Source organism: Marinobacter shunpengi (assembly GCF_045449695.1).
Lineage (GTDB): Bacteria > Pseudomonadota > Gammaproteobacteria > Pseudomonadales > Oleiphilaceae > Marinobacter.
The window spans coordinates 113,216-134,259 of the sequence record NZ_JBJJKZ010000008.1 but is presented as its reverse complement, the minus strand read 5'-3'; the positions used below and the strand labels follow the sequence as shown (position 1 = coordinate 134,259).

The window sequence follows — 21,044 nt, the reverse complement described above, 5'->3', positions numbered from 1 at the left end:
TCCTGTCATTGAGGGCGTCTGCCTGTCCTCACTTACAGGAAAGCTGTCTATGGAACATACCCATCATATTGTCGTGGTCGGCGGCGGCGCCGGCGGCCTGGAACTGGTCACGCGCCTGGGCAACAAGCTCGGCCGCAAGGGCAAGGCCCGTATCACCCTGGTGGACGCCGGCCTGACCCATGTCTGGAAACCCCTGCTCCATGAAGTGGCCTCCGGCTCCCTGGACGCCAGCGCCAACGAGATCAACTACCGGGCCCACGCCCGCAAGCACCACTACGAATTCCAGCTTGGTCGCATGTCCGGGATCGACCGCCAGAACCACCGTATTGTCATCGCCCCCTTCCTGGACGAGGACGGCGACGAAGTCGTACCGGAGCGGCATATCCACTACGACACCCTGGTGATCTCGGTGGGCAGCACCGCCAATGACTTCGGCACCCCCGGCGCAAAGGATCACTGCCTGTTCCTGGACAGCCTGCCCCAGGCCCGGCGCTTCCATAACCTGCTACTCAATGCCTTCCTGCGCACCAACCACGATGCCAAGGAAGGCCAGGACCACCAGCTTCCCATCACCATCATCGGTGCCGGCGCCACCGGCGTGGAACTGGCGGCAGAACTGCGGCTGGCATCCCGCGAGCTGCCGGTCTATGGCATGAACCATCTTGCCCCGGAGGATATCCGCATCTCGGTGATCGAGGCGGCGGACCGTATCCTGCCGGCACTGCCCGGTCGCCTGTCCCTGGCCGCCACCCGGGAGCTGGAGCGCCAGGATGTGCGGGTGCTGACCGGCCAGCCGGTGTCCGAGGTACGCGAGAACGCCATCGTGATGAAGGATGGCACCGAGATCCCTTCCCAGATGACCATCTGGGCCGCCGGCATCAAGGCCCCGGAGTGGCTCGGCCAACTGGACCTGGAAACCAACCGGGGCAACCAGCTGGTGGTGAAACAGACCCTGCAGTCGGTCACCGACCCGGACGTGTTCGCCCTGGGTGACTGCGCCGCCTGCCCGCAACCGGATTCCGACCGCCCGGTACCACCCCGGGCCCAGGCCGCCCACCAGCAGGCGGATACCCTGTTCAAGACCCTGCAACACCGTATCGAGGGCGGCGAACCGGTACCTTTCGTCTATCACGACCATGGCTCGTTGATCAATTTCAGCCGCTACACCACCGTGGGCAACCTGATGGGCAACCTGTCCGGCCGTTCCATGTACGTGGAAGGCAAGGTGGCCCGGCTGTTCTATGCATCGCTGTACCGCATGCACCAGAACGCCCTGCACGGGCCGCTGCGAACTGCCATTATCTGGGCCATGGACCGGGTCAGCCGGGCGATGCAGCCCCGACTGAAACTGCACTGACACCGGAGCTTAACCCAAGGAAAGAAAGGGCCGGACCAACTCATCCGGCCCGGCAGGATGTATCAGAATTTCTTGCGCTCGACGGTCCAGCCTGATGCGTCGCAGGCGCCGGTAAACACCTCGGCGGTATCAGTGATACCACTGCGACACACTCTACGCCAAGCAAATGGGAAGGCTGGAGCGGGTGAAGGGAATCGAACCCTCGTCTTAAGCTTGGGAAGCTTCTGCTCTACCATTGAGCTACACCCGCGCTGGCCTCAATATAAGCCCGCCCGCCAAGACAGGCAATACCCGGTAACATACCGTGTTCGCAGGGGCTAAGAGTCAGCTAGTATTTAGGGAGTCTCCCGACGGTTCCAGGATCACATGCCTCCACGGTGGTCCGGGCGTATTGGAGACTGGTTGGAAGTCACCCCGCTTGGAGAGTTAATGGACCCCCATCTGATCCTTATCGGCGCCGCCATGCTTGTGATGAGCATCCTGCTCAGCCCGCTGTCAAGCCGGGTGGGCATGCCGGTACTGCTGATTTTCCTGGTGGTGGGCATGATGATGGGGGAAGACGGGGCCGGGGGCATCCGTTTCGATGATTTTGAACTGGCCTTTGTCATCGGCAACCTGGCCCTGGCAGTCATCCTGCTGGACGGCGGCATGCGGACCCGGGCCGAAACCTTCCGGGTGGGCCTGAAGCCTGCCCTGGTACTGGCTACCATCGGTGTGTTCGTGACCGCTGCCCTGGCAGGTCTGTGCGCCTGGCTGGTGTTCGACCTGCACTGGATGGTAGCCCTGCTGATCGGCGCCATTATTTCGTCCACCGATGCGGCGGCGGTGTTCTCTCTCCTGCAGGGCCACGGCCTGCACCTCAATGAACGGGTCAGTGCCACCCTGGAGATCGAGTCCGGCTCCAACGACCCCATGGCCATCTTCCTGACCCTGATGCTGGTCAGCCTGCTCAGTGCCAACGGCGCCTCCAGCCTGGCCGACGGACTGCTGATGCTGGTACAGCAGTTCGGCATCGGCACCATTGTCGGAGTGCTGGGTGGTTTCCTGATCGTGGAAATGGCCAACCGGGTACGACTGACACCGGCGCTGTATCCGTTGATGGTAGGAGCAGCCGGGTTGTGCGTTTTCGCCGGCACCAACATCGTCGGCGGCAGCGGCTTTCTCGCCATCTACCTGTCCGGGGTCATCGTGGGCAATCGCCCGGTACGGATGATGCCCATGATCCTCCAGGTTCATGACGGCCTCGCCTGGCTCGCTCAGCTTTGCCTGTTCCTGATGCTCGGGTTGCTGGTCAATCCGTCGGACCTGTTGCCACTGGCCGGTGGCGGCCTGGTGCTAGCTCTGACCCTGATCTTCGTGATCCGGCCACTGGCAGTGTTTGGCACACTCTGGCCGTTCGGGTTCAACCTGCGTGAGCTGTTCTTCATAAGCTGGGTAGGACTGCGGGGGGCGGTGCCCATCGTGCTGGCGCTGTTTCCGATCATGGCCGGTCTGCCGGAGGCACGGGATATTTTCCACTTTGCGTTCTTTATCGTGCTGGTGTCCCTGATCGTCCAGGGAACCTCACTGGCGCCACTGGCCCGCAAGCTGAACCTGGAGGTGCCCTCCACCGGGGAACCCTATCGCCGCCTGCCACTGGATGTGCCCGCCACCGGCGACCACGAGCTGATGCTGTTCCCGCTCAGGGGGGATCGCTGGGAAGACCCACGCCCCCTGGGCCAGCTATCGTTGCCGGATAACACCGCCATTGCCGGTGTATTCCGTGATCGCCAGTGCCTGCAGCCGACACCGGACCTGAAGATATCCCAGGGCGATGTGGTAGCGGTGTTTGCGGTGTCGTCCGCCCTCAAGGAACTGGGTAAATCACTGTCAGGCAGGCAGCCACCACGGCACCTGGCGGACCGCGCCTTCTTTGGTGACTTCGTACTGAACGGGGATGCCCTGCTGGGAGATGTGGAGCAGGTGTACGGGATCGAGTTCGACGAACTGCCCCCGGAGCTGTCCCTGGCGGAATGTTTTGCCAAGCGCACCAAAGGCCACCCGGTGGTGGGTGATAAGGTCACCCTCGGGCCGGTCATACTGGTGGCACGGGCGACAGACGCCGACCAGGTCACCAAGGTGGGCCTGAAAATGACGGACGCCTGACACCAGGCGGAAACACTCTGCAACCCTGGCAAGGTTTTGTGACATATCCCCACAAAAGTTACCTGCGTGCAACCTTAGCTTTGTGCTATAAGATAGCGGAATCGTGACCAATTCAGACCCGATATCCATAGAGCCATGCGTATTTTACTTTCTAGCTTACATACATATATAGCCGTTCCGGTGCTCCTGGCCCTCACTATCCTGGCCAGCGGAGCCCAGGCTGCCGGCAACCGCACGCTCGCCATGGCGGAGACCGGCACCACAACGGACATCAATCAGCTTGTCGTGCACAAGGACGAGCGTCGTCTTTATCTGATGTCCAACGATCAGATCATCCGCAGCTATCGCATCTCCCTGGGCAAAACACCGGAGGGTCACAAGCTGTATGAGGGTGATAGCCGCACGCCGGAAGGCAGTTACACCATCGACTTCCGCAACCCCAACAGCGAGTATTACAAGTCGATCCGCATTTCCTACCCCAATCACAAGGACCGGAAACTGGCCGAGGCCTGGGGCCTGCAGCCCGGTGGCAATATCATGATCCACGGCCTGCCCAACGACGTGGGAGACATGGCCTTTGCCTATCAGGGCCTGGACTGGACTGACGGGTGTATTGCCGTCACCAACGAGGCAATGGACGAAATCTGGCGGCTTGTCGAGGTGGGAACACCGATCCGCATACTTCCCTAATACCCCCTAAAAACGCCGCAGATTCATAAAGTTCCTGAACCTATACTTAAGTTTATGTAATTACCTAAGAATTTTTACGTATCCCGAGTTAACATTTTTGTGTGGAGTGTTTTACACTGTTTATGAATCCGGTGGGCATCTACCGGAACCGACATAACAGGATGTTATTCATTCAGAACTTCTGCACCACAGGAAGTATAACGACCAACAAGGGGATACTAGACATGCGTAAGTTGACGATCGCAGGGTTTGCACTGGCCACCGCACTGACTGCCGGTTGTGCCACAACTGATCAGGCTGCTATCGATGAGGCGACTGCAACTGCCAACTCCGCAGAGCAGACCGCCAGCAACGCCCTGAGCACTGCAAACAACGCCGACCGCAAGGCCAACACTGCCCTGCGTCGTGCCGAGCAGGCCCTGGCAGAAGCGAAAGAAGCCCAGAAGTCTGCAGACGAAGCAAACGAGCGCGCTCGTCGTATGCTTCAGCAGTCCAGCCAGAAGTAATGGCTGGATAGCATCTGCAAAGACGGAGGCCGGCACTAGCCGGCCTTTTTTATGGCTGCCATCCCGTCAGGTTTACGAATCCTCCTTGTCCGGATCATCCGGTGCCGCGCGGGGCGCCCCGGCACCCGCCGCCTTCTTCCTGAAAGCTTCCATCAGATCCATGGGTAACGGAAAAACGATCGTCGAAGAATTGGCGTTGTTGGTGCTCATATCGGACAGCGTCTGCAGATAGCGCAACTGCATGGCACCTGAGTCGGTGGACATGACTTCCGCTGCCTCCACCAGTTTCTTCGAGGCCTGCAGTTCGCCTTCGGCGTGGATCACTTTGGCCCGGCGCTCACGTTCCGCTTCCGCCTGGCGGGCAATGGCGCGGATCATGGACTCGTTCAGGTCCACGTGCTTGATTTCCACATTGGCCACCTTGATGCCCCAGTCCTCGGTCTGGGCGTCGATAATCTCCTGGATGTCCGAATTAAGCTTGTCCCGCTCCGACAGCATCTCGTCGAGGTCATGCTTGCCCAGCACCGAACGAAGCGTGGTCTGGGAAAGCTGGCTGGTGGCGGACCCGAAATCCTCAACCCGCAGGATAGCCTTCTCCGGATCCACCACCCGGAAGTAGAGCACGGCGTTCACCCGCACCGTCACGTTATCCTTGGAGATCACATCCTGGCTGGGCACGTCCAGGGTAATGACCCGCAGGTCCACCCGCGTCATCTGCTGGATGCCCGGAATGATGATAATCAGCCCAGGCCCCTTCACACCCTGGAAACGCCCCAGGAAGAACACCACACCCCGCTCGTACTCCGGCAGGATGCGGATGGCCGAGCCCAGGATGATCAGTAGCACCACCGTGGGTGCAATCCAGGGAATCAGTTCACCGATCATAATGCCTCCTTACTGTCATGCGGCCCGTCTCCGGGGCTCACTGTTACCGTCAGGCCGTCAACCCGGTCAACCCGCAGCCACTGGCCACGGGGTACCGGTTCATCGCTGACGGCCTTCCAGCGTTCTCCACCGAGTTGTACGTGACCGCGATAGTGTTCCCCATCACGCTCGAAATCGTCCAGCGCCCGGCAACGCTCCTCGCTCATGTGCTCCATACCCACGGCCGGGGCCTTGCGACGCAGCCCCATGAACCGGGTCACGGTCCACAGGATAAAGCCGCCCGCCACCGCCGCCGTGCCACCGATCGCCGGCAGCGAAATGTTCTGGTGACTGCCATCCATCAGGATAACGGACCCGAGCACAAAGGCGATGATGCCGCCGATACCCAGCATGCCAAAGCTGGGCATGAACGCCTCCCCCACGATGAATGCCAGCCCCAGCAGGATCAGCGCCAGGCCGGCATAGTTCACCGACAGCACCTGGAAGGCGAACAGGGCCAGTACCAGGCAGATGGCGCCGATCACGCCTGGATACACGCTACCGGGGTTGGCCAGCTCAAAGATGATGCCGTAGAAACCGATAATCATCAGGAAATAGGCGATGTTGGGGTCGGTGATCACAGACAGCAGGCGGGTGCGCCAGTCCGGCTTCTGGCGCACGATGGTGAGGTTCTGCGTATCCAGGGTCTGCTGGCCGGTAGCCATGACCACAGAGCGGCCATGGATCTGGTTCAGCAGGTCATTCAGGTCGGCGGCCACCACATCGATGACGTTCTGCTCCAGGGCGTCCTCAGCCCCCAGGTTCACCGCCTCCCGGACCGCCCGTTCGGCCCAGTCCGCGTTGCGCCCGTGGCGGTCCGCCAGTCCACGGATGTAGCTCACCGCATCCTCCATGACCTTGCGCTCCATGGCGGTGCTGTCATCGGAGGACGATTCACTGGCATCCTCGGCGTTTTCACCATTGCTGGAAGGGGTATCGTCGTTATTGTCGGGAGGATCGCTGCTGCCGGGCATACCCCCCATCTGCACCGGCGTTGCCGAGCCCAGGTTAGTGGCCGGTGCCATCGCGGCCACATGGCTGCCATAAAGGATATAGGTACCGGCACTGGCCGCCCGGGCGCCGGACGGGCTGACCCAGGTGACCACCGGCACGTCGGAGGCGAGGATGGTCTTGATGATGGAACGCATGGAATTCATCAGGCCACCGGGGGTATCCATCCGCAGGACAACCACGGCGGCGTCCTGCTCACTGGCCTGCTCGATCCCGCGGACCACGTAGTCCATGGTGGCCGGCCCGATGGCCCCGTCTACCGACAGGACAACGGCAGAACGGCTGGAGGACGATTGCGCCAGCACCCACTGGCCAACAGACAGCCCGAAGGCCAGCACCATCAGCCCGGCCCACAGGCCAATGCGAAACCGCGAGGGTTCTGTCGGGGTTCTGAGTCTATCCATTCCGTGCTCCCATGCATGGAACTATCGACCACCACCCCGTTTAACGCCAGTCAACTTGCTCCGACGGATGCTACTCAGAACCAGCGCTGCGGAGAGGGCGGGGATGTTTCGGATGGACGGGTGGAAACCTGCTCCGGGCGCTCACCCGCCGCTGCCGCATCGCCATCACGACTCGCGACCCGGGGCACCCTTTCCCCTATCATACGGGGAATACCGTCGGCCTTATCAACCGTCAGTTCCACGGCCCGGCGCTGGACCTCCAGTCCGTCCACTTCTTCGGTAACACTGGCGAGCTTTTCGGTAACCTGTTGCCAGAGCTCTTCCTTCTCCGCTTCGGTGTACTTCTCATCGGAGCGATGGACTTCCAGCCACAGTTGCCCATTCTGCATACCCACCTTGACCGGCTGGCGTATTACCTGGACCGGGGTGCCCTTGCCCACCTGCTGCGCAAACCCGGTGATATCTTCATTGTACATGCGGAAACAGCCGTGGCTGACCTGGGTACCAACACCGAATCCCTTGTTGGTGCCATGGATCAGGTAGCCGTCCTCACTCAGGATCAGGGCATAGGGCCCCAGGGGATTATCCGGCCCGGGTGGGATCATGCGCGGCAGGTACTCGCCGTTGGCTTCGTACTCGGCCCGGATACTGGCCGGTGGGTACCAGGCGGGGGATGCCACTCCCAGAGTCACTTCAGCATCGGTGATGGGGGATGGGTTGTCATCAGTGCCCACCCCGACCGGAAATACCTGAACGCCACCATCGCGGAAATAATAGAGGCGGTATTCCGCCAGATTGATCACAATGCCCTCACGCCGGGAATCCGGCAGGACATATTTGCGGGGCAGGGTAATACGGGTGCCGTCCCCGGGAAGCCAGGGATCAATATCGGGGTTGGCCTTGACCAGCTCCAGGTAACCCAGGCTTCGCTGGCTGCCAATGGCGGCGAAGGTATCTTCTTCCCGGGTCGTCATGGTCTGCAGCTTGCCCGCCAGGTCGCCTTCCAACACCCAGACCGGGGATTCCGGACGAGTCTGCTCACCAGACTCGTCGGCTTGCCCGGTTTGTGCAGGGCTTGCCTCGGACGATGCACTCCGGGCCTGCCGGCCATCGGTGTTCGCCTCGGCCATGGCCGAGGCGGCCCCCATCCACATCAGCAGGCTGAAAACCGTGATTCCGATACCTTTGGTGTTGACCATTCTGGTGTTCCCGATATGACTGTAAGCCCGCTGCCGGGGCTCGTTAACTCTTGTGTATGACACCCCGACACAACCGGAGTTCCGGGGTGCCGGTTCCGACCGACACGGCTCATAGTCCATTGTAGGCTGCCACAACCGTAATAATAGCCAGGCAGACAAACAGAATACTGGCGCCGATCCTCGCGGTCGCCATCGGCAGCCGCTGCATCAGCCATTTTCCGGCCACAATAACCGGAATGTTTGCCAACAGCATACCAACCGTGGTGCCCACGATCACCCAGAAAGTAGCGTCGTATCGCGCCGCCAGTACCACCGTTGCCACCTGGGTCTTGTCACCGATCTCTGCCAGGAAGAACATTACCGTGGTGGCAGCGAAGGCTCCCAGGCCCAGCAGGGTCGACTCGTCGCTGTCGTCCCGGTCCGGGAACAGCAGCCACAGGGCGATGGCCAGGAAACTGAACGCCACCAGCCACGGCACCCATTCCTGGGGTAACCAGCTCGCCACCCAGGCACCCAGCAACGCGGAAAGCCCGTGATTCACCAGCGTAGCCACCAGGATTCCCATGATAATCGGTGTACGGCGGTGGAATCGGCTGATCAGGAAAAGCGATAACAACTGGGTCTTGTCGCCAATTTCAGCAATGGCGACTGACAGGGTAGAAGCGAGAAAGGCATCCATGATGTTTACAGGGCTCCAAGGCGGATCATCGAGACACAGGAAGCCATCACTCTCCGCCTATCGGAAGTGACAGCTCCCCGGGTCTTGCCAGTTCCGCCTGGCATTGCCTTTCAGCAATGCCCGGGAACGTGATGGCCATGGGGATGTGCCCCAAGTATGTTGACCATCACCCGCAGCATGTCACTGCTGCGGAGACTACTCCCCCGAAGGAGATCAAGAGCATAGCGGGCCGGCGACAGAATCTCAACCGGCACAACCTGACTATTTTTTCAGGTTGACGGCGTTTTCCATAACCCGTTCGAAGATACCAAGGGCCACTTCCAGGTCCTTGTCCTCGATGCCGGTCAGCAGTTCATCCCGCAGTATATCGCCACGCTCGTTCAGGTCCTTCATGAACCGCTCGCCAGCGCTGGTCAGGTACAGCCGACGGGCACGTCGGTCACGCTTGCAGGGCCGGCGTTCGATCAGACCCTGTTCTTCCAGGCTGTCGAGCAAACGCACCAGGGTGGGGTTCTCGATGGCCATAAGGTGAGCCAGCTCCCGCTGTGTCAGCCCTTCGCCACCACGCTGGAGATACACCATGGTGGACCAGCGCGCCTGGGTCACCCCCAGGTCCTTGAGGCGCTCATCCAACAACTTGCGCCAGCGTCGGGTTATCCGGGCAACGGCGAACGGAAACTGGTCTCGGATAGTCTGCTGATCCATGTGTCTTTGTCCTGTGGCCTGTCGATTCAGCAATAGTAAGCTAATCATTGAGACGAACACAAGTTACACATTGATCATACTTGTGCCAGATCAAATAGCGTCAGCCTGTCTGCCTGACCTCCTCCATATCCACTTCCGGGCCTGGATGGAAATCCTCGTTGCGGGGGTCGATTTCCGCCAGTACCGACGACGCTTCCGGCATGGTCGCCACGAAGTGCTCCTGCTCCGCCACGGGCACGTCCGGTGTGTGGCTGATCCGGTAACTGGTGGCGATGGCCAGCAATACCAGGAACCCCGCACTGCCCCAGAACAGCCCAGAAGGTCCGAGGGCCCCCATCAACTCGGCCATGACAATGGGACCGATAACACTGCCGATCCCGTAACTCAGAAGCAGCGTGGCACTGGCCGCCACGATCTGGTGCGACTCCAGCCGGTCATTGGTGATGGCCACCGCAATGGGGTAGAGACTGGCGGAAAACCCGGTGAACACCCCCACCAACACCATTAACACCGGAATGCTCGCGCTACCGGTCGTTGCCACCACCACAGCGGTCGTGGAGGCAATCATGGAGGCCATGAACATCACCCGCCGCCGATCGAAGCGGTCGCAGATGCGCCCCAGGGGCCAGGCAAGGAGCATGGCGGCGACGATGGCCACCGCCATGAACACCGAGGTCTTTGACACATCCAGACCGGCCATGGTGGCGTACACCGGACCCAGGGCGTAAAAAGAGCCAATCAGCACCCCGCACACCAGCGCCCCCGCCGCACCGGTGAAGGAATCCCTGGCCAGAGTAAAGAAGGATAACCGTTCGGCGGACTCAATCACCGGCGCGTCCATCTGGGTGAGGGAGAGCGGAATAAGTGCCAGGGTCAGCAGGATAGCCGCCAGGGTAAAGGGCATGAAGTTGGCCGGATCCCCCAGGTTGACCACCAGTTGGCCACCTGCCGCCGAAATGTAAAACACGATCTGGTAGACCGCGAACAGGGCGCCGCGGTTACTGCTGGTGGCTCGGCTGCTGAACCAGCTTTCAATCACCACCAGCACACCGGCGATGCTGAAACCCGAAAGAATCCGCAAAAGCGCCCAAAGCACCATGGTGACCGACAGGGGGTAGATGAGAGCGGTGACCGCTGCCAGCGCTGCAAACACGGCAAAGGCACGGATATGGCCGACACGGGTGATGACCCGGTGCACATAGAGGGTCCCCAGGACAAAACCCACGGAATAGCACACCAGAACCCAGCCGATCACCGACGGCTCCACACCTTCAATACTCAGACGGATACCCAGCAGGGTTGTCAGAAAGGCATTGCCACTGACCAGAAGCAGGATGCTCAGGATCAGCGCCGACAGTGACGCCACCATTCGGGTCATCGGTAACTCTCCGGGAAGGGTACGGTTTTTCGCAAGGACCCGCGTTCCACGGGCAATCAGGTGCCGAATCAACAGCAACCTTCATTTAAGCATCCATTGGCATTCGCAGCTATTACGCAGATGCCGAAACCCTCTTCTGAATGCTTTCCAAAAACCTCTGGAAGGCGCTCTGCGCCTGCGTTTTACAAAATTTTACATTAAGGGCCCGTAACACACCGACGTACCTTAATGCTGCTAACATCGGTCGGGTGATCATGGATCGGTCGCTGTCGACCCGACCTCTGTTAGCCATCACCAAGAGCCCGACACTATGAAAAAAACGGAATGGCCCATTCGCTGGGATCTGCTGCTGCGTTATCGTCTGATAGAAATTGTTGCCCTCTGGGAAGGTCGTCTTACTACCAATCACATCTGCCACGGTTTTGGCATTGGCCGTCAGCAGGCGTCAAAGGACATCAATACCTATCTGAGAGAACTGGCACCCGGCAACCTGGTGTACGACAGGCACTTGAAAGGCTACATCCCCGCCACGGATTTCCAGCCCGTGGTTACGCGGGGACAGCCGGAAGAGTATCTGGAACTGGCCTGCCGGCACCAATCACTGAGTGACTGCTTTGAGAATCTCGACATCGGACTGCCGGACAGCTGTGTGGTGCGGGCCCCCTGCCGTCAAGCCAGCCCCGAAGTCACCCGCGCCGTCATTACCGCCTGTCGCCAGAAGCGCAAGCTGGAAGCGCGCTACCTCACCCTTGACCACCCCGATGGTGAGCCGGTGGTCCTGGAACCCCACACCCTCGTCATGACCGGCCAGGGCTGGCATGTGCGTGCCTGGAGTGACCGCAAGGAAGGCTTCGGCGATTTCCGCCTCAGCCGCCTGACCGGCAAGCTCCAGGTATCCCGGGACAAGTCCCGCCACCGGGAAGAACACGACGAGCGCTGGAACCGCATGATCAGCCTCCGGGTCCAGCCCGCCGCCGGTCTCGATACAGCCCGTCGCCGACTGGTCTGTGCCGACTATGGCCTGGAGGACGGCCCCATGGAAATCCGCTGTCGTGAAGCCATGGCTCCCTGGCTGATGCCCATGCTGGGACTGTCTGCCGGTGGTCGCGAGGACGACATTGCCGCCACCCCCCTGGAACTGACCAATGGCGACGCCCTGCCGGCCTGGCTGAAGACAGACACCCAGCAACCCGCCAGGGCGACGCAGGCCGACGCTGTCTGACCGGAAGAAGACCCGGTCAGTGACACCTGCTGTTGCCCGCTGCCGGAACCTTCCCGGAAACGGTCTCGTGCTTCGAACGGTTGTTGCACTGTTGCTGTACACAACCATGGGTCCGCTGTGGGCAGCCTCCTGTGGCGACGCCCACAACCCGGTCTCCGATATCCAGGGCCGGGGCGGAAAATCCCCCATGGCTGGCAGGCAGGTCACGGTGGAAGGCATCCTGACCGTGGACGTGCGTCAACCGGGTGGCTTCCAGGGCTTCTACCTCCAGCAGGCGCTGGCGGAGCAGGACGAGGACCCGGCCACCTCGGAGGGGCTGTTTGTCCATACCCGGGCCCGGGAGGGCAAGCCGGGGGACCGTGTGCGGGTTCGTGGTGAGGTCCGGGAGTATTACGGCCTGACCTCACTCACCAACGTCCGGCAGGTGGCAACCTGCGCCAGTCCGGGTTTGCCCGCCCCGACCGCCCTCCAGCCCGGCCAGTTACCCGAGGGTGGTCATGAGGCCCTCGAGGGCATGCTGGTACAAACCACCGAACCCCTGGTCATCACCGACACCTGGAACCTTGCCCGCTTTGGTGAACTGGTGCTTGCACCCTCCCTGCAGTGGACGCCGACCCAACGCCTGGAACCGGGGCCCGAGACACACGCCTTGCTGGCACAACAGGAACAGCAGCGCCTGATACTGGATGATGGTCTCCGCAGGAAATACCCCCGCCCCATCCCCTACCTGCCCGACGGAACGTCACCAGGCAATCCCCTGCGGGTCGGCGACAGGATCGCCCCTGTCGCGGGGGTCATGGACTACCGTTTCGGGAATTGGCGCCTGCAGCCCCTGACGCAACCCGATATCTACCACGCCACCCCCCGGCAAATGCCACCAACACGACACCGGGAGGCCAACCTGCGGGTCGTCTCTCTGAACCTGGGCAACCTGTTCAACGGCGACGGCCAGGGCCAGGGATTTCCCACAGCCCGCGGTGCCCGTGACCACGCATCCTATCAGCAACAGTTGGCAAGATTATCCCGCCAGATACAGGCCACTGACCCGGACATCCTCGCGGTTTCGGAACTGGAGAATGACGGGTACGGCGACAACAGCGCACTGGCGGAACTGGCCCGGACCATCGGCGACCACTGGCGGTTTATAGAAGGGGGCACCGACCAGGACGACGATGTCATCCGCAATGCTCTGCTGTACCGCTCAGACAGGGTACAACCAACAGGACCGGCCACCCTGATCAACGACGGCGCCTTCCGGCAGTGGCACCGCCCGGCGCTGGCCCAGGCGTTCCGGCGTATCGACGGTGGAGCGGCACTGACGGTGATCGCCGTACACCTGAAATCCAAGGGTTGCCACAATGCCCCGGCGGCACAACAGGACCGCCGGGATGGCCAAGCCTGCTTTGCGGAGGCGCGGGAGTCCGCTGCCAGGGCACTGGGACGCTGGCGTCCGGATGGCAACGGGAAGGATCACCTGATACTGCTGGCCGGAGACTTCAACGCCTACGCCCGGGAAGCCCCGCTGCAGGTCCTGGGCGATACCGGCTATACCGACCTCATTGCCCACTTCCACGGTCTCGAGCAGGGAACATTCCGCTACCACGGACGCCTGGGTACCCTGGACTATCACCTGGCGAACGACGCGCTGATGAAGCGGGTAAAGGCCAGTCACATCTGGTCGGTCAACGCCGAGGAGCCCCGGCTAAGGGCCTACAATGCCACCACGGACACCGATGTACCGGAGGACTCGCCATGGCGGGCCTCGGACCACAACCCGGTGATGACCGACCTGAGGCTATAGCCCGCCTTGATGCCGGCATCCGGTCGGGTCAGTCAATACCGACAATCTTGTGCATCTGGATGGTCAGCCGCCACTGGGGGTGCTGCAGGCAGTAGTCCACCGCCTTGCGGGTATTGCTGGCCTTGACCGGATCCCGGCCATCGTCCGGGGTGATCGGCGACGCCATGGGGGAGAGGAAGTAATGATGGGCCCGGATCGACCGGAAGCGCTCCGGCATGGCCAGGGGCTGCGGATAGACCACCTTAAGTTCATCACACTCGCGGATCACCACGGTGGCATCGGCCTTGGGGCTGACGCAGAGCCAGTCAATACCCGACGGTGCCGGCAGAGTGCCGTTGGTTTCCACCCCCACCTCGAACCCCTGTTCGTGGAAGGCGGCGATCAGGGGCTCATCAAGCTGTAGCAGGGGCTCACCACCGGTGCACACCACGTAGGGTCGAAGCCCGGACTCGCGGACCGACCGGGTGTCCGAGGGCCACAGCGACGCCACGTGGGCCGCCAGGGCGTCGGCGGTGTCAAAACGGCCTCCATTCTGGCCATCGGTACCGACAAAGTCCGTATCGCAGAAATCACACACCGCCGTGGCCCGGCCGGACTCCCGGCCATTCCACAGGTTGCACTTGCTGAACCGGCAGAACACGGCGGCACGCCCGGCCTGGGCGCCTTCCCCCTGGAGGGTGTAGAAGGCTTCCTTCACCCGGTACATCAGTTGCGGACCTCATAGGGCAGGGGGTCGGTAACGCCGTGGGAGGCAAAGGCTTCCAGCCGCTCGACGCAGGAGCCGCAGACACCACAGGCCCTGTGCCGCCCGTTGTAGCAGGTCCAGGTCTGGCCATAGTCGAGGCCCATGGCCAGGCCTTCGGCGAGTATCTCCGCCTTGTCGGCGCGTATGTAGGGGGCTTCGACGGCCACCGGCTCGTAGTTAGCCACCCGGCACACCGCATCCATCTTCTCGACGAATTCCGGTCGACAGTCGGGGTAGATGGCGTGATCGCCACCATGGGCACCGAACCAGACCGCATCCGCCGCCACGGTCACTGCATAGCCGGTGGCCAGGGACAGCAGGATCATGTTGCGGTTGGGCACCACGGTGGATTTCATGCTCTCTTCCTCGTAGTGCCCCTCTGGCACCTCGCTGCCCCCGGTCAGGGCAGAGCCCGCCATCACCGCCTGCAGGGACCGGATATCCAGCACCTTGTGGGGCAGGCCCAGGTCGCCGCAGACGGCGGAGGCCGCCTCCAGTTCGCGGACATGGCGCTGGCCATAGTCAAACGACAGCGCGTGCACCCGGTGCCCTTCCGCCAAGGCCCGGTGGAGCAGGGTGAATGAGTCCATCCCCCCTGAGTAGATCACGACAACGGTTTTCGACACCTGCCCTCCCGCTTGCAAAATGGACAATAGTGCACTGTTTGGTTACCCGGTATTGGGCCAGCATCAGCGCATCCCTCGAACGTACCCCTCGGAAGTACCGGACTGTCGGAAATCCTGCGCCGGGGTATGATCGACTTTCTATTGTAACAGCCACCCGACAGTATGGGTTCGCGTCAAGACACATGGACGGTTACACTTTGCAGACAGCTCAACGACTAACTGATTTGCCGATGACCCAGCCCAACGCACCGGCCTTTATTGACTTTGAGGCTTCCAGCCTCGACCTGATCGCCAGTTACCCGATCGAGGTTGGCCTGTGCCTGCCGGATGGTTCCCTGCATAGCTGGCTGATCAAGCCCCACGTACTCTGGCACGACTGGTCGGACAGTGCCGAGGCAATCCACGGCATCAGCCGCGATACACTGAAAGCGGAAGGTCTGAGTGTCAGACAGGTGGCCCACCACCTCAACGAACTGCTCGACGGCGAGGTGTTCTGCGATGCCTGGACCTTCGACAGTTTCTGGCTGCACCGCCTCTACCGGGCGGCGGACATGCGCCCCGCCTTCCAGCTCGAGTCGGTATCGCTGCTGCTTTCCCCGGCTCAGATCCAGCACTGGTCCGCCACCCGGCACCAGGTGATCGAAGACCTGGGACTGCCGGTTCACCGGGCTGCCAATGATGCCCGCATCCTCCACTCCACCTGGTGCCAGGTAACCGCCGCCGTCGGAAGTGACCAGCACGCCCCCCTGGGCAAGCTGTAGATCTCTCACGCAAAAAAAAGGCGCTGCGGGAAGCCCGTAGCGCCAAAACAATAAAGGAGAGATCACACAGTAACTGACGTGATACTGCGGATTGCACAACGTAAAACACGTGACACTGATTATTCTCCGTATCGCTCCCCTGGCCGTCTGTACGCGTTTGCCGAAGGCAGGGTTTGTGCTTATGCCCGCCGCGCGCCTACCCATTTGCAAACCACCACCTCCGCGATACACTGATACGTCGTCGGCCCTTCGGTGGCCGGCCGTCCACTGAACAGCATTACCTGACTATGAAACCGTACGGAGAGTCCCACATGGGCTTGAAGAAACATCGCTATCCATTGTTCACGGGTACACGGCGCAAGGCCCTGATGCCGGTCCGTGGCATGGTGATTTTCAGGTAAAGCTTTCGGTTCTGCCCGGAAGCTCAGGCGACCGGGCATGCAGTCTCCCGCATGAAGACCCGGTCCCGTGAGGCCGGGTTTTTCGTTTTTTGCAGCCGCAAAACGGTAAGGAGATTGCTATGAGCAGCGCCATGAACAGACCAACAACCAGACGTGCCGCCAACGTACCGGCCAGCCGCAGGCCCGGCCCTATCCGCCGCCCGGAGAAAATGCCGCTGCTGGATGCGATCTGCAGGAAACTGAACCAGCGGGTCAATCTTGACGATGAACGCAGCGTGCTCGGTCTCTATGAACGCGGCTGGATCTTCAACGGCGTGCTGGCCAGCCTGGATGGCGCCGAGGCCCGTTACGTCAAGGCACTGGCGAGCCGCTACGACTCCTGGATCGCCCGGCAGGTGGCGTAACGGCGTTAATGCTATAGTCTGGTTCATGATAACAAGGAGCATGTCATGAGCCAGACTTCCGTTGCCGATACCCTGCGGGAATACCTTTCTCTCCTGGAAATCCTCGACGATGCTTATTGGGAAGCCAGCACCATCCAGAACAAGGACCTGCTGTACGACATCATCAGCATCTTCCATCAGGAAGTGGCGGAACTGAACAAGCTCAGCGTGCAGGACCACCACTACCCCTACGAAGTGATCACCGAGGGCATCCGCCGGGTGGTACCGCAACTGGAACGACTTGACGAGGAACGTCACGACATTATCCAGCGCACCCAGACCCTCACCGATTTCCGCGACATTGTCTCCTCGGTGCTGGGTATCCTGGAGGCCCAGCTACGCACCATCTGATTCGGTTACGTACCACCTGATTCGATAGTACCCGGCACCTCACTCACCACCACGGTGCGGTTACGGCCGCGCTCCTTGGCCTGGTACATGGCCTTGTCCGCCATACGGCACAAAGTAGCCGCCGAACCGGCGTGATCGGGATAGACCGCCACCCCGATGCTGATGGTCAGGTTCAGGGTTTCACCCACCGAGGTTCGGACTGGCTCGTCGGCAATGTGCCGACGCAGACGCTCGGCAATATCCCAGGCCTCCTCCACGGACATCTCCGGCAGGACCACGATGAACTCCTCGCCGCCGAAACGCCCCAGGGTATCCACGGTACGGACACTTTCGGCGAGACGCAGGCTGATGGTGCGAAGCACCTCATCCCCCACCTCGTGGCCCCGGGTATCGTTGACCTCCTTGAAGTTATCCAGATCAATCCACAGCACCGCCAGCCGACGTTCATAGCGCTCCGCCCGGGCCACCTCCTCCTGCAGGATGCGTTCGGTTTCCCGCCGGTTGAACTGACCGGTCAGGGGATCCAGGGTCGCCAGTTCCGACAGGCGGGCTTCCAGGGCCTTGCGATCGGTAACATCCAGGATAATGCCTTCGAGCACCAGGCCACCGTCATCCTTGACACTACGCCCGCGCTCCCAGACCCAAATCACCTCACCATCCGCCCGGCGCAGCCGATACTCCACGGAAAAAGGCTCGGCGGATCCAATGGCGGTCTCCACTGCCTGGGTCACGCTGACGGCGTCCTCCGCCAGTATCAGGGTGGCCCAGGACACCTCCTGATTATCAATCAGGTCCTCGGGGGCATGGCCGGTCAGGTCCCGGCAGCCGCTGGAAATGAACTTCATGGTCCAATGTTCGTCGTACAGGCACCGGTAGGCCATGCCCGGCAGGTTATCCATGATGGTGGCCAACTGCCGTTCCCGAGCCAGAAGCGCCCGCTCCGCAGCCTTGCGTTCGGTAATGTCGATCCCCAGGGCAATGGAGCCTACCACCCGTCCATGGACATCCCGGAACGCCTTGGAATGCCAGGCCATCACCCGTTCACCGTTCTGGCGGGTCTGGATGGATGTCTCCAGGCCTTCGGCCTCTTCACGACCGGCCAGGATGCGATACACCCTGTCCCGCACCCACTGCCGATATGGGGGGTCTGGGTAAAGGGCCTCCCAGATGGTGTCATTGCCGATGGCCTCGTCACTGGTATAACCACTGATCTGTTCCGCTGCCCGGTTCCAGAGCTGGATGCGGCCATCCTGATCCAGCAGGTTAATCCAGATATTGGCGTTGTCGATGACACTGCGCTGGAACTCGCTGAGTTTGATGATCTCCTGCTGTTGCCCGTACTGGCGTTCAAACAGTTCCTGGTCGCGGCGGAACTGCCGCAACATGGCCAGGAAAAGGACGGCGGCGGTTACCGCGACAAAGCCCCATCCCTTCCAGGTCTGAGCACGGGTCAGCATCTGGGGGTCATTGACCAGCCGTTCAACGGCAGCGTCTGAGAACAGGATCCAGACCCCGCCAGCCAGGAGGTAGGCTAAAGCAATAATGAGTGACCGTTTTAACGGTAGTCGGTCTCTTCGGGTGTGGTCCATCAAATAGCGGTCCATCATACTGCCAGGCAATAGCCTTTATCACTGTCGCGCCGGGGCTCCGGCAAACGCGAGGAGGTACAGTTTCATTGCCCGGGGCGTTACCGGGGATACTCTTAACAGTAGTGTGTCACCTCTGTAACGTCGACCGCTTCCACAATTTTTTACGACTGTCATACTGCGGGAATACAAAGTTTCCAGAAGACATCGCTACAGGGATACTTCACATGACATCCGGTCACCCGGGATCCACTGCCAAGGAAAACCGACGGGCGCTCTGGTCATGGGCACTCTATGACTGGGCCAACAGTGCCTTCTTCACCATCATCCTCACCTTCATCTTCGCCCGCTATTTCAGCCAGTCGGTGGTTCAGGACGATGTCGCCGGCACCGAAGCCTGGGGCAACATCGTCGGGCTCTCCGGTCTCGCCGTGGCCATCCTCGCCCCGATACTGGGGGCCATCGCCGACCAGAACGGCCGCCGCAAGCCCTGGCTGATTGCCTTCACCCTGCTGTGCGTGGTCTCCACCGCCATGCTCTGGTTTGTCGCGCCGGGTAGTGGTGACCTGTGGTTCGCGGCCTTCTGGATCAGTCTCGGCATACTGGGCGCTGAATGCGCCTTTATCTTCTACAACGCCATGCTGCCTGATCTCGCCACGCCCGAACGGGTGGGCCGCTGGTCCGGCTGGTCCTGGGGACTGGGCTACGTCGGCGGCGTTACCTGCCTGGTGGTGGCATTGTTCGTCTTCATTGAGGGTGATACCAGCTGGCTGGGCCTGGACCGGGACGCGCTGGAGCATGTGCGCGCCACCTTTGTACTGGTGGCGATCTGGTACCTGGTGTTCTCCCTGCCGGCCTTCTTTTTCGTTCCGGACCGGCCGTCCCGGGGCCTGCCACTGGTGCCGGCGGTCAGGGCGGGCCTGGTCCAGCTCCGGGACTCCATCCGCCAGGTGCGGCAGTACCGGACCATTGTCCGTTTCCTGATCGCCCGCATGCTCTACACCGACGGCCTCGCCACCATCTTCACCTTCGGTGGGGTTTATGCCGCCGGCACCTTTGGTATGGACCAGACCCAGGTACTGCAGTTCGCCATCGCCCTGAACGTCACTTCCGGTCTGGGAGCCCTGGCCTTTTCCTGGGTGGATGATGCGATCGGCGGGCGCAATACCGTGCTGTTGTCGCTGACCGGGCTGACCCTGTGCGCCGCTTCCATTCTCCTGGTCACGGATCCGCTATGGTTCTGGGTCGTGGGTATGACCCTGGGCATCTTCGTGGGCCCGCTGCAATCCGCCAGCCGCTCCTATATGGCCCGGGTGGCGCCACCACACCTGCAGACCCAGATGTTTGGCCTGTTTGCCTTCTCAGGCAAGGCCACCGCATTCCTGGGCCCGTTGATGGTAGGTTGGGTAACCGCCGTTTCCGGCAGCCAGCGCTGGGGAATGAGCACCATCCTTATTTTCCTGCTGATCGGTTTTGCGATTATGCTGACGGTGCCACCGGCATCCAGAACCATCCATCACCAACCTGCGGAAGCGAAGTAAACCATGACACCCGGTATCGAGTCTGCCAGAAAGGCAGGCATCCAACACACCATCCACCAGTACGACCACGACGCCAACGGCGAATCCTACGGCCTGGAGGCGGCGGAAAAGATGGGCGTGGACCCGGCGCGGGTGTTCAAGACCCTGGTGGTGGAGACCGATGGCGGGCAACTGGTGGTGGCGATCGTGCCGGTTTCCACCAGCCTCAACCTCAAGAAAATCGCCAAAGCCGCCAAGGCAAAGAAGGCCGCCATGGCGGACAAGCAGAAAGTGCAGCGTACCACCGGCTACGTGCTCGGCGGCGTCAGCCCCCTGGGCCAGAAGAAGGCCCTGACCACCGTCATCGATGACACCGCGAACCACTTCGACACCCTCTACGTCAGCGCCGGGCGGCGGGGCCTGGAAATCGAACTGGCGCCGGCGGACCTGGTAAAGCTGACAAACGGCATTTTTGCGGATATCCGGCAGGACTGATAGCTCCCGCCCCCCTTCAATCGAACCTCCTGCGCTATAGCACAAAAAAGCCCGGTCGGGTCTCCCCGGCCGGGCTTTTTACTACCGGACTGTCA

The 21,044-nt window shown here is 61.4% G+C and carries 20 protein-coding genes and 1 tRNA gene; 11 read left to right on the top strand and 10 right to left on the bottom strand.

From position 1 onward, the window contains the following. Positions 1-49: 49 nt before the first annotated feature. On the top strand, positions 50-1,357 hold the full coding sequence (locus tag ACJO2E_RS05890; protein ID WP_406962740.1) for an NAD(P)/FAD-dependent oxidoreductase: 1,308 nt from the start codon (positions 50-52) through the stop codon (positions 1,355-1,357). A 176-nt stretch (positions 1,358-1,533) separates the two neighbouring features. Here ACJO2E_RS05890 and ACJO2E_RS05885 read toward each other — a convergent pair. Beyond that, positions 1,534-1,607, bottom strand: a tRNA-Gly gene (locus ACJO2E_RS05885). A 179-nt stretch (positions 1,608-1,786) separates the two neighbouring features. Here ACJO2E_RS05885 and ACJO2E_RS05880 point away from each other — a divergent pair. The 3 genes from ACJO2E_RS05880 (at position 1,787) to ACJO2E_RS05870 (ending at position 4,698) form a co-directional block, all read left to right on the top strand. Further along, positions 1,787-3,502 (top strand): potassium/proton antiporter, encoded by a 1,716-nt coding sequence (locus ACJO2E_RS05880; protein ID WP_406962738.1) that lies wholly within the window; start codon positions 1,787-1,789, stop codon positions 3,500-3,502. Positions 3,503-3,745: 243 nt separating this feature from the next. Continuing rightward, positions 3,746-4,192, top strand: a complete 447-nt coding sequence (locus ACJO2E_RS05875; RefSeq protein WP_406962810.1) for a L,D-transpeptidase family protein — start codon at positions 3,746-3,748, stop codon at positions 4,190-4,192. Positions 4,193-4,416: 224 nt separating this feature from the next. Then, on the top strand, positions 4,417-4,698 hold the full coding sequence (locus ACJO2E_RS05870; protein WP_328185395.1) for an Lpp/OprI family alanine-zipper lipoprotein: 282 nt from the start codon (positions 4,417-4,419) through the stop codon (positions 4,696-4,698). 72 nt (positions 4,699-4,770) lie between these two features. Here the strand turns inward: ACJO2E_RS05870 and ACJO2E_RS05865 are convergent, their stop codons facing one another. The 6 genes from ACJO2E_RS05865 to ACJO2E_RS05840 form a co-directional block, all read right to left on the bottom strand. Next, positions 4,771-5,583 carry a slipin family protein gene (locus ACJO2E_RS05865; protein WP_406962736.1) on the bottom strand — a complete coding sequence of 271 codons (813 nt, stop codon included), beginning with the start codon at positions 5,581-5,583 and terminating at the stop codon, positions 4,771-4,773. Next, a complete protein-coding gene (locus ACJO2E_RS05860) occupies positions 5,580-7,037 on the bottom strand; it encodes an NfeD family protein (RefSeq protein WP_406962734.1) in 1,458 nt (485 codons plus the stop codon). The genes ACJO2E_RS05865 and ACJO2E_RS05860 overlap by 4 nt, the downstream gene beginning before the upstream one ends. A gap of 74 nt (positions 7,038-7,111) precedes the next feature. Next, positions 7,112-8,236 (bottom strand): L,D-transpeptidase family protein, encoded by a 1,125-nt coding sequence (locus ACJO2E_RS05855; protein ID WP_406962732.1) that lies wholly within the window; start codon positions 8,234-8,236, stop codon positions 7,112-7,114. 109 nt (positions 8,237-8,345) lie between these two features. Next, positions 8,346-8,915: a TMEM165/GDT1 family protein gene (locus tag ACJO2E_RS05850; RefSeq protein ID WP_406962730.1), complete on the bottom strand. Its 570-nt coding sequence runs from the start codon at positions 8,913-8,915 to the stop codon at positions 8,346-8,348. Positions 8,916-9,176: 261 nt separating this feature from the next. Next, positions 9,177-9,605, bottom strand: a complete 429-nt coding sequence (locus ACJO2E_RS05845) for a MarR family transcriptional regulator (RefSeq protein WP_406962808.1) — start codon at positions 9,603-9,605, stop codon at positions 9,177-9,179. Positions 9,606-9,720: 115 nt separating this feature from the next. After that, positions 9,721-10,998, bottom strand: coding sequence for an MFS transporter (locus ACJO2E_RS05840; protein WP_406962728.1), 1,278 nt, complete (start codon positions 10,996-10,998; stop codon positions 9,721-9,723). Between the two features lie 310 nt (positions 10,999-11,308). Between ACJO2E_RS05840 and ACJO2E_RS05835 the strand changes: the two genes are divergently transcribed. Together ACJO2E_RS05835 and ACJO2E_RS05830 are read left to right on the top strand one after the other, a co-directional pair. Then, the gene (locus tag ACJO2E_RS05835) at positions 11,309-12,220 is read left to right on the top strand and encodes a WYL domain-containing protein (RefSeq protein WP_406962726.1); all 912 of its coding nucleotides are present in this window, start codon (positions 11,309-11,311) and stop codon (positions 12,218-12,220) included. 67 nt (positions 12,221-12,287) lie between these two features. Next, positions 12,288-14,021, top strand: a complete 1,734-nt coding sequence (locus tag ACJO2E_RS05830) for an ExeM/NucH family extracellular endonuclease (RefSeq protein ID WP_406962724.1) — start codon at positions 12,288-12,290, stop codon at positions 14,019-14,021. A gap of 28 nt (positions 14,022-14,049) precedes the next feature. Here ACJO2E_RS05830 and queE read toward each other — a convergent pair whose 3' ends face one another. Beyond that, positions 14,050-14,727: a 7-carboxy-7-deazaguanine synthase gene (gene queE, locus ACJO2E_RS05825; RefSeq protein WP_406962722.1), complete on the bottom strand. Its 678-nt coding sequence runs from the start codon at positions 14,725-14,727 to the stop codon at positions 14,050-14,052. After that, on the bottom strand, positions 14,727-15,392 hold the full coding sequence (gene queC / locus ACJO2E_RS05820) for a 7-cyano-7-deazaguanine synthase QueC (protein ID WP_406962720.1): 666 nt from the start codon (positions 15,390-15,392) through the stop codon (positions 14,727-14,729). Before queC ends, queE begins: the two co-directional genes overlap by 1 nt. 230 nt (positions 15,393-15,622) lie before the next feature. Here queC and ACJO2E_RS05815 point away from each other — a divergent pair, with 230 nt between their 5' ends. The 3 genes from ACJO2E_RS05815 to ACJO2E_RS05805 all read left to right on the top strand — a co-directional run bounded on the left by ACJO2E_RS05815 (position 15,623) and on the right by ACJO2E_RS05805 (position 17,348). Next, positions 15,623-16,153, top strand: a complete 531-nt coding sequence (locus ACJO2E_RS05815; RefSeq protein ID WP_406962718.1) for a 3'-5' exonuclease — start codon at positions 15,623-15,625, stop codon at positions 16,151-16,153. Between the two features lie 532 nt (positions 16,154-16,685). Beyond that, on the top strand, positions 16,686-16,958 hold the full coding sequence (locus tag ACJO2E_RS05810) for a hypothetical protein (RefSeq protein WP_328185384.1): 273 nt from the start codon (positions 16,686-16,688) through the stop codon (positions 16,956-16,958). Positions 16,959-17,003: 45 nt separating this feature from the next. Further along, a complete protein-coding gene (locus ACJO2E_RS05805) occupies positions 17,004-17,348 on the top strand; it encodes a hypothetical protein (RefSeq protein ID WP_328185383.1) in 345 nt (114 codons plus the stop codon). 5 nt (positions 17,349-17,353) lie between these two features. Here the strand turns inward: ACJO2E_RS05805 and ACJO2E_RS05800 are convergent, their stop codons facing one another. After that, entirely contained in the window at positions 17,354-18,805 is a 1,452-nt protein-coding gene (locus ACJO2E_RS05800; protein WP_406962716.1) for a sensor domain-containing diguanylate cyclase, read from the bottom strand. Between the two features lie 356 nt (positions 18,806-19,161). On the opposite strand from ACJO2E_RS05800, the gene ACJO2E_RS05795 reads away from it, so the two are divergent. Together ACJO2E_RS05795 and ybaK are read left to right on the top strand one after the other, a co-directional pair. After that, complete coding sequence (locus ACJO2E_RS05795) at positions 19,162-20,475, top strand: MFS transporter (protein WP_406962714.1); 1,314 nt, start codon at positions 19,162-19,164, stop codon at positions 20,473-20,475. 3 nt (positions 20,476-20,478) lie between these two features. Continuing rightward, on the top strand, positions 20,479-20,949 hold the full coding sequence (gene ybaK / locus ACJO2E_RS05790; protein ID WP_406962712.1) for a Cys-tRNA(Pro) deacylase: 471 nt from the start codon (positions 20,479-20,481) through the stop codon (positions 20,947-20,949). Positions 20,950-21,044 lie beyond the last annotated feature (95 nt).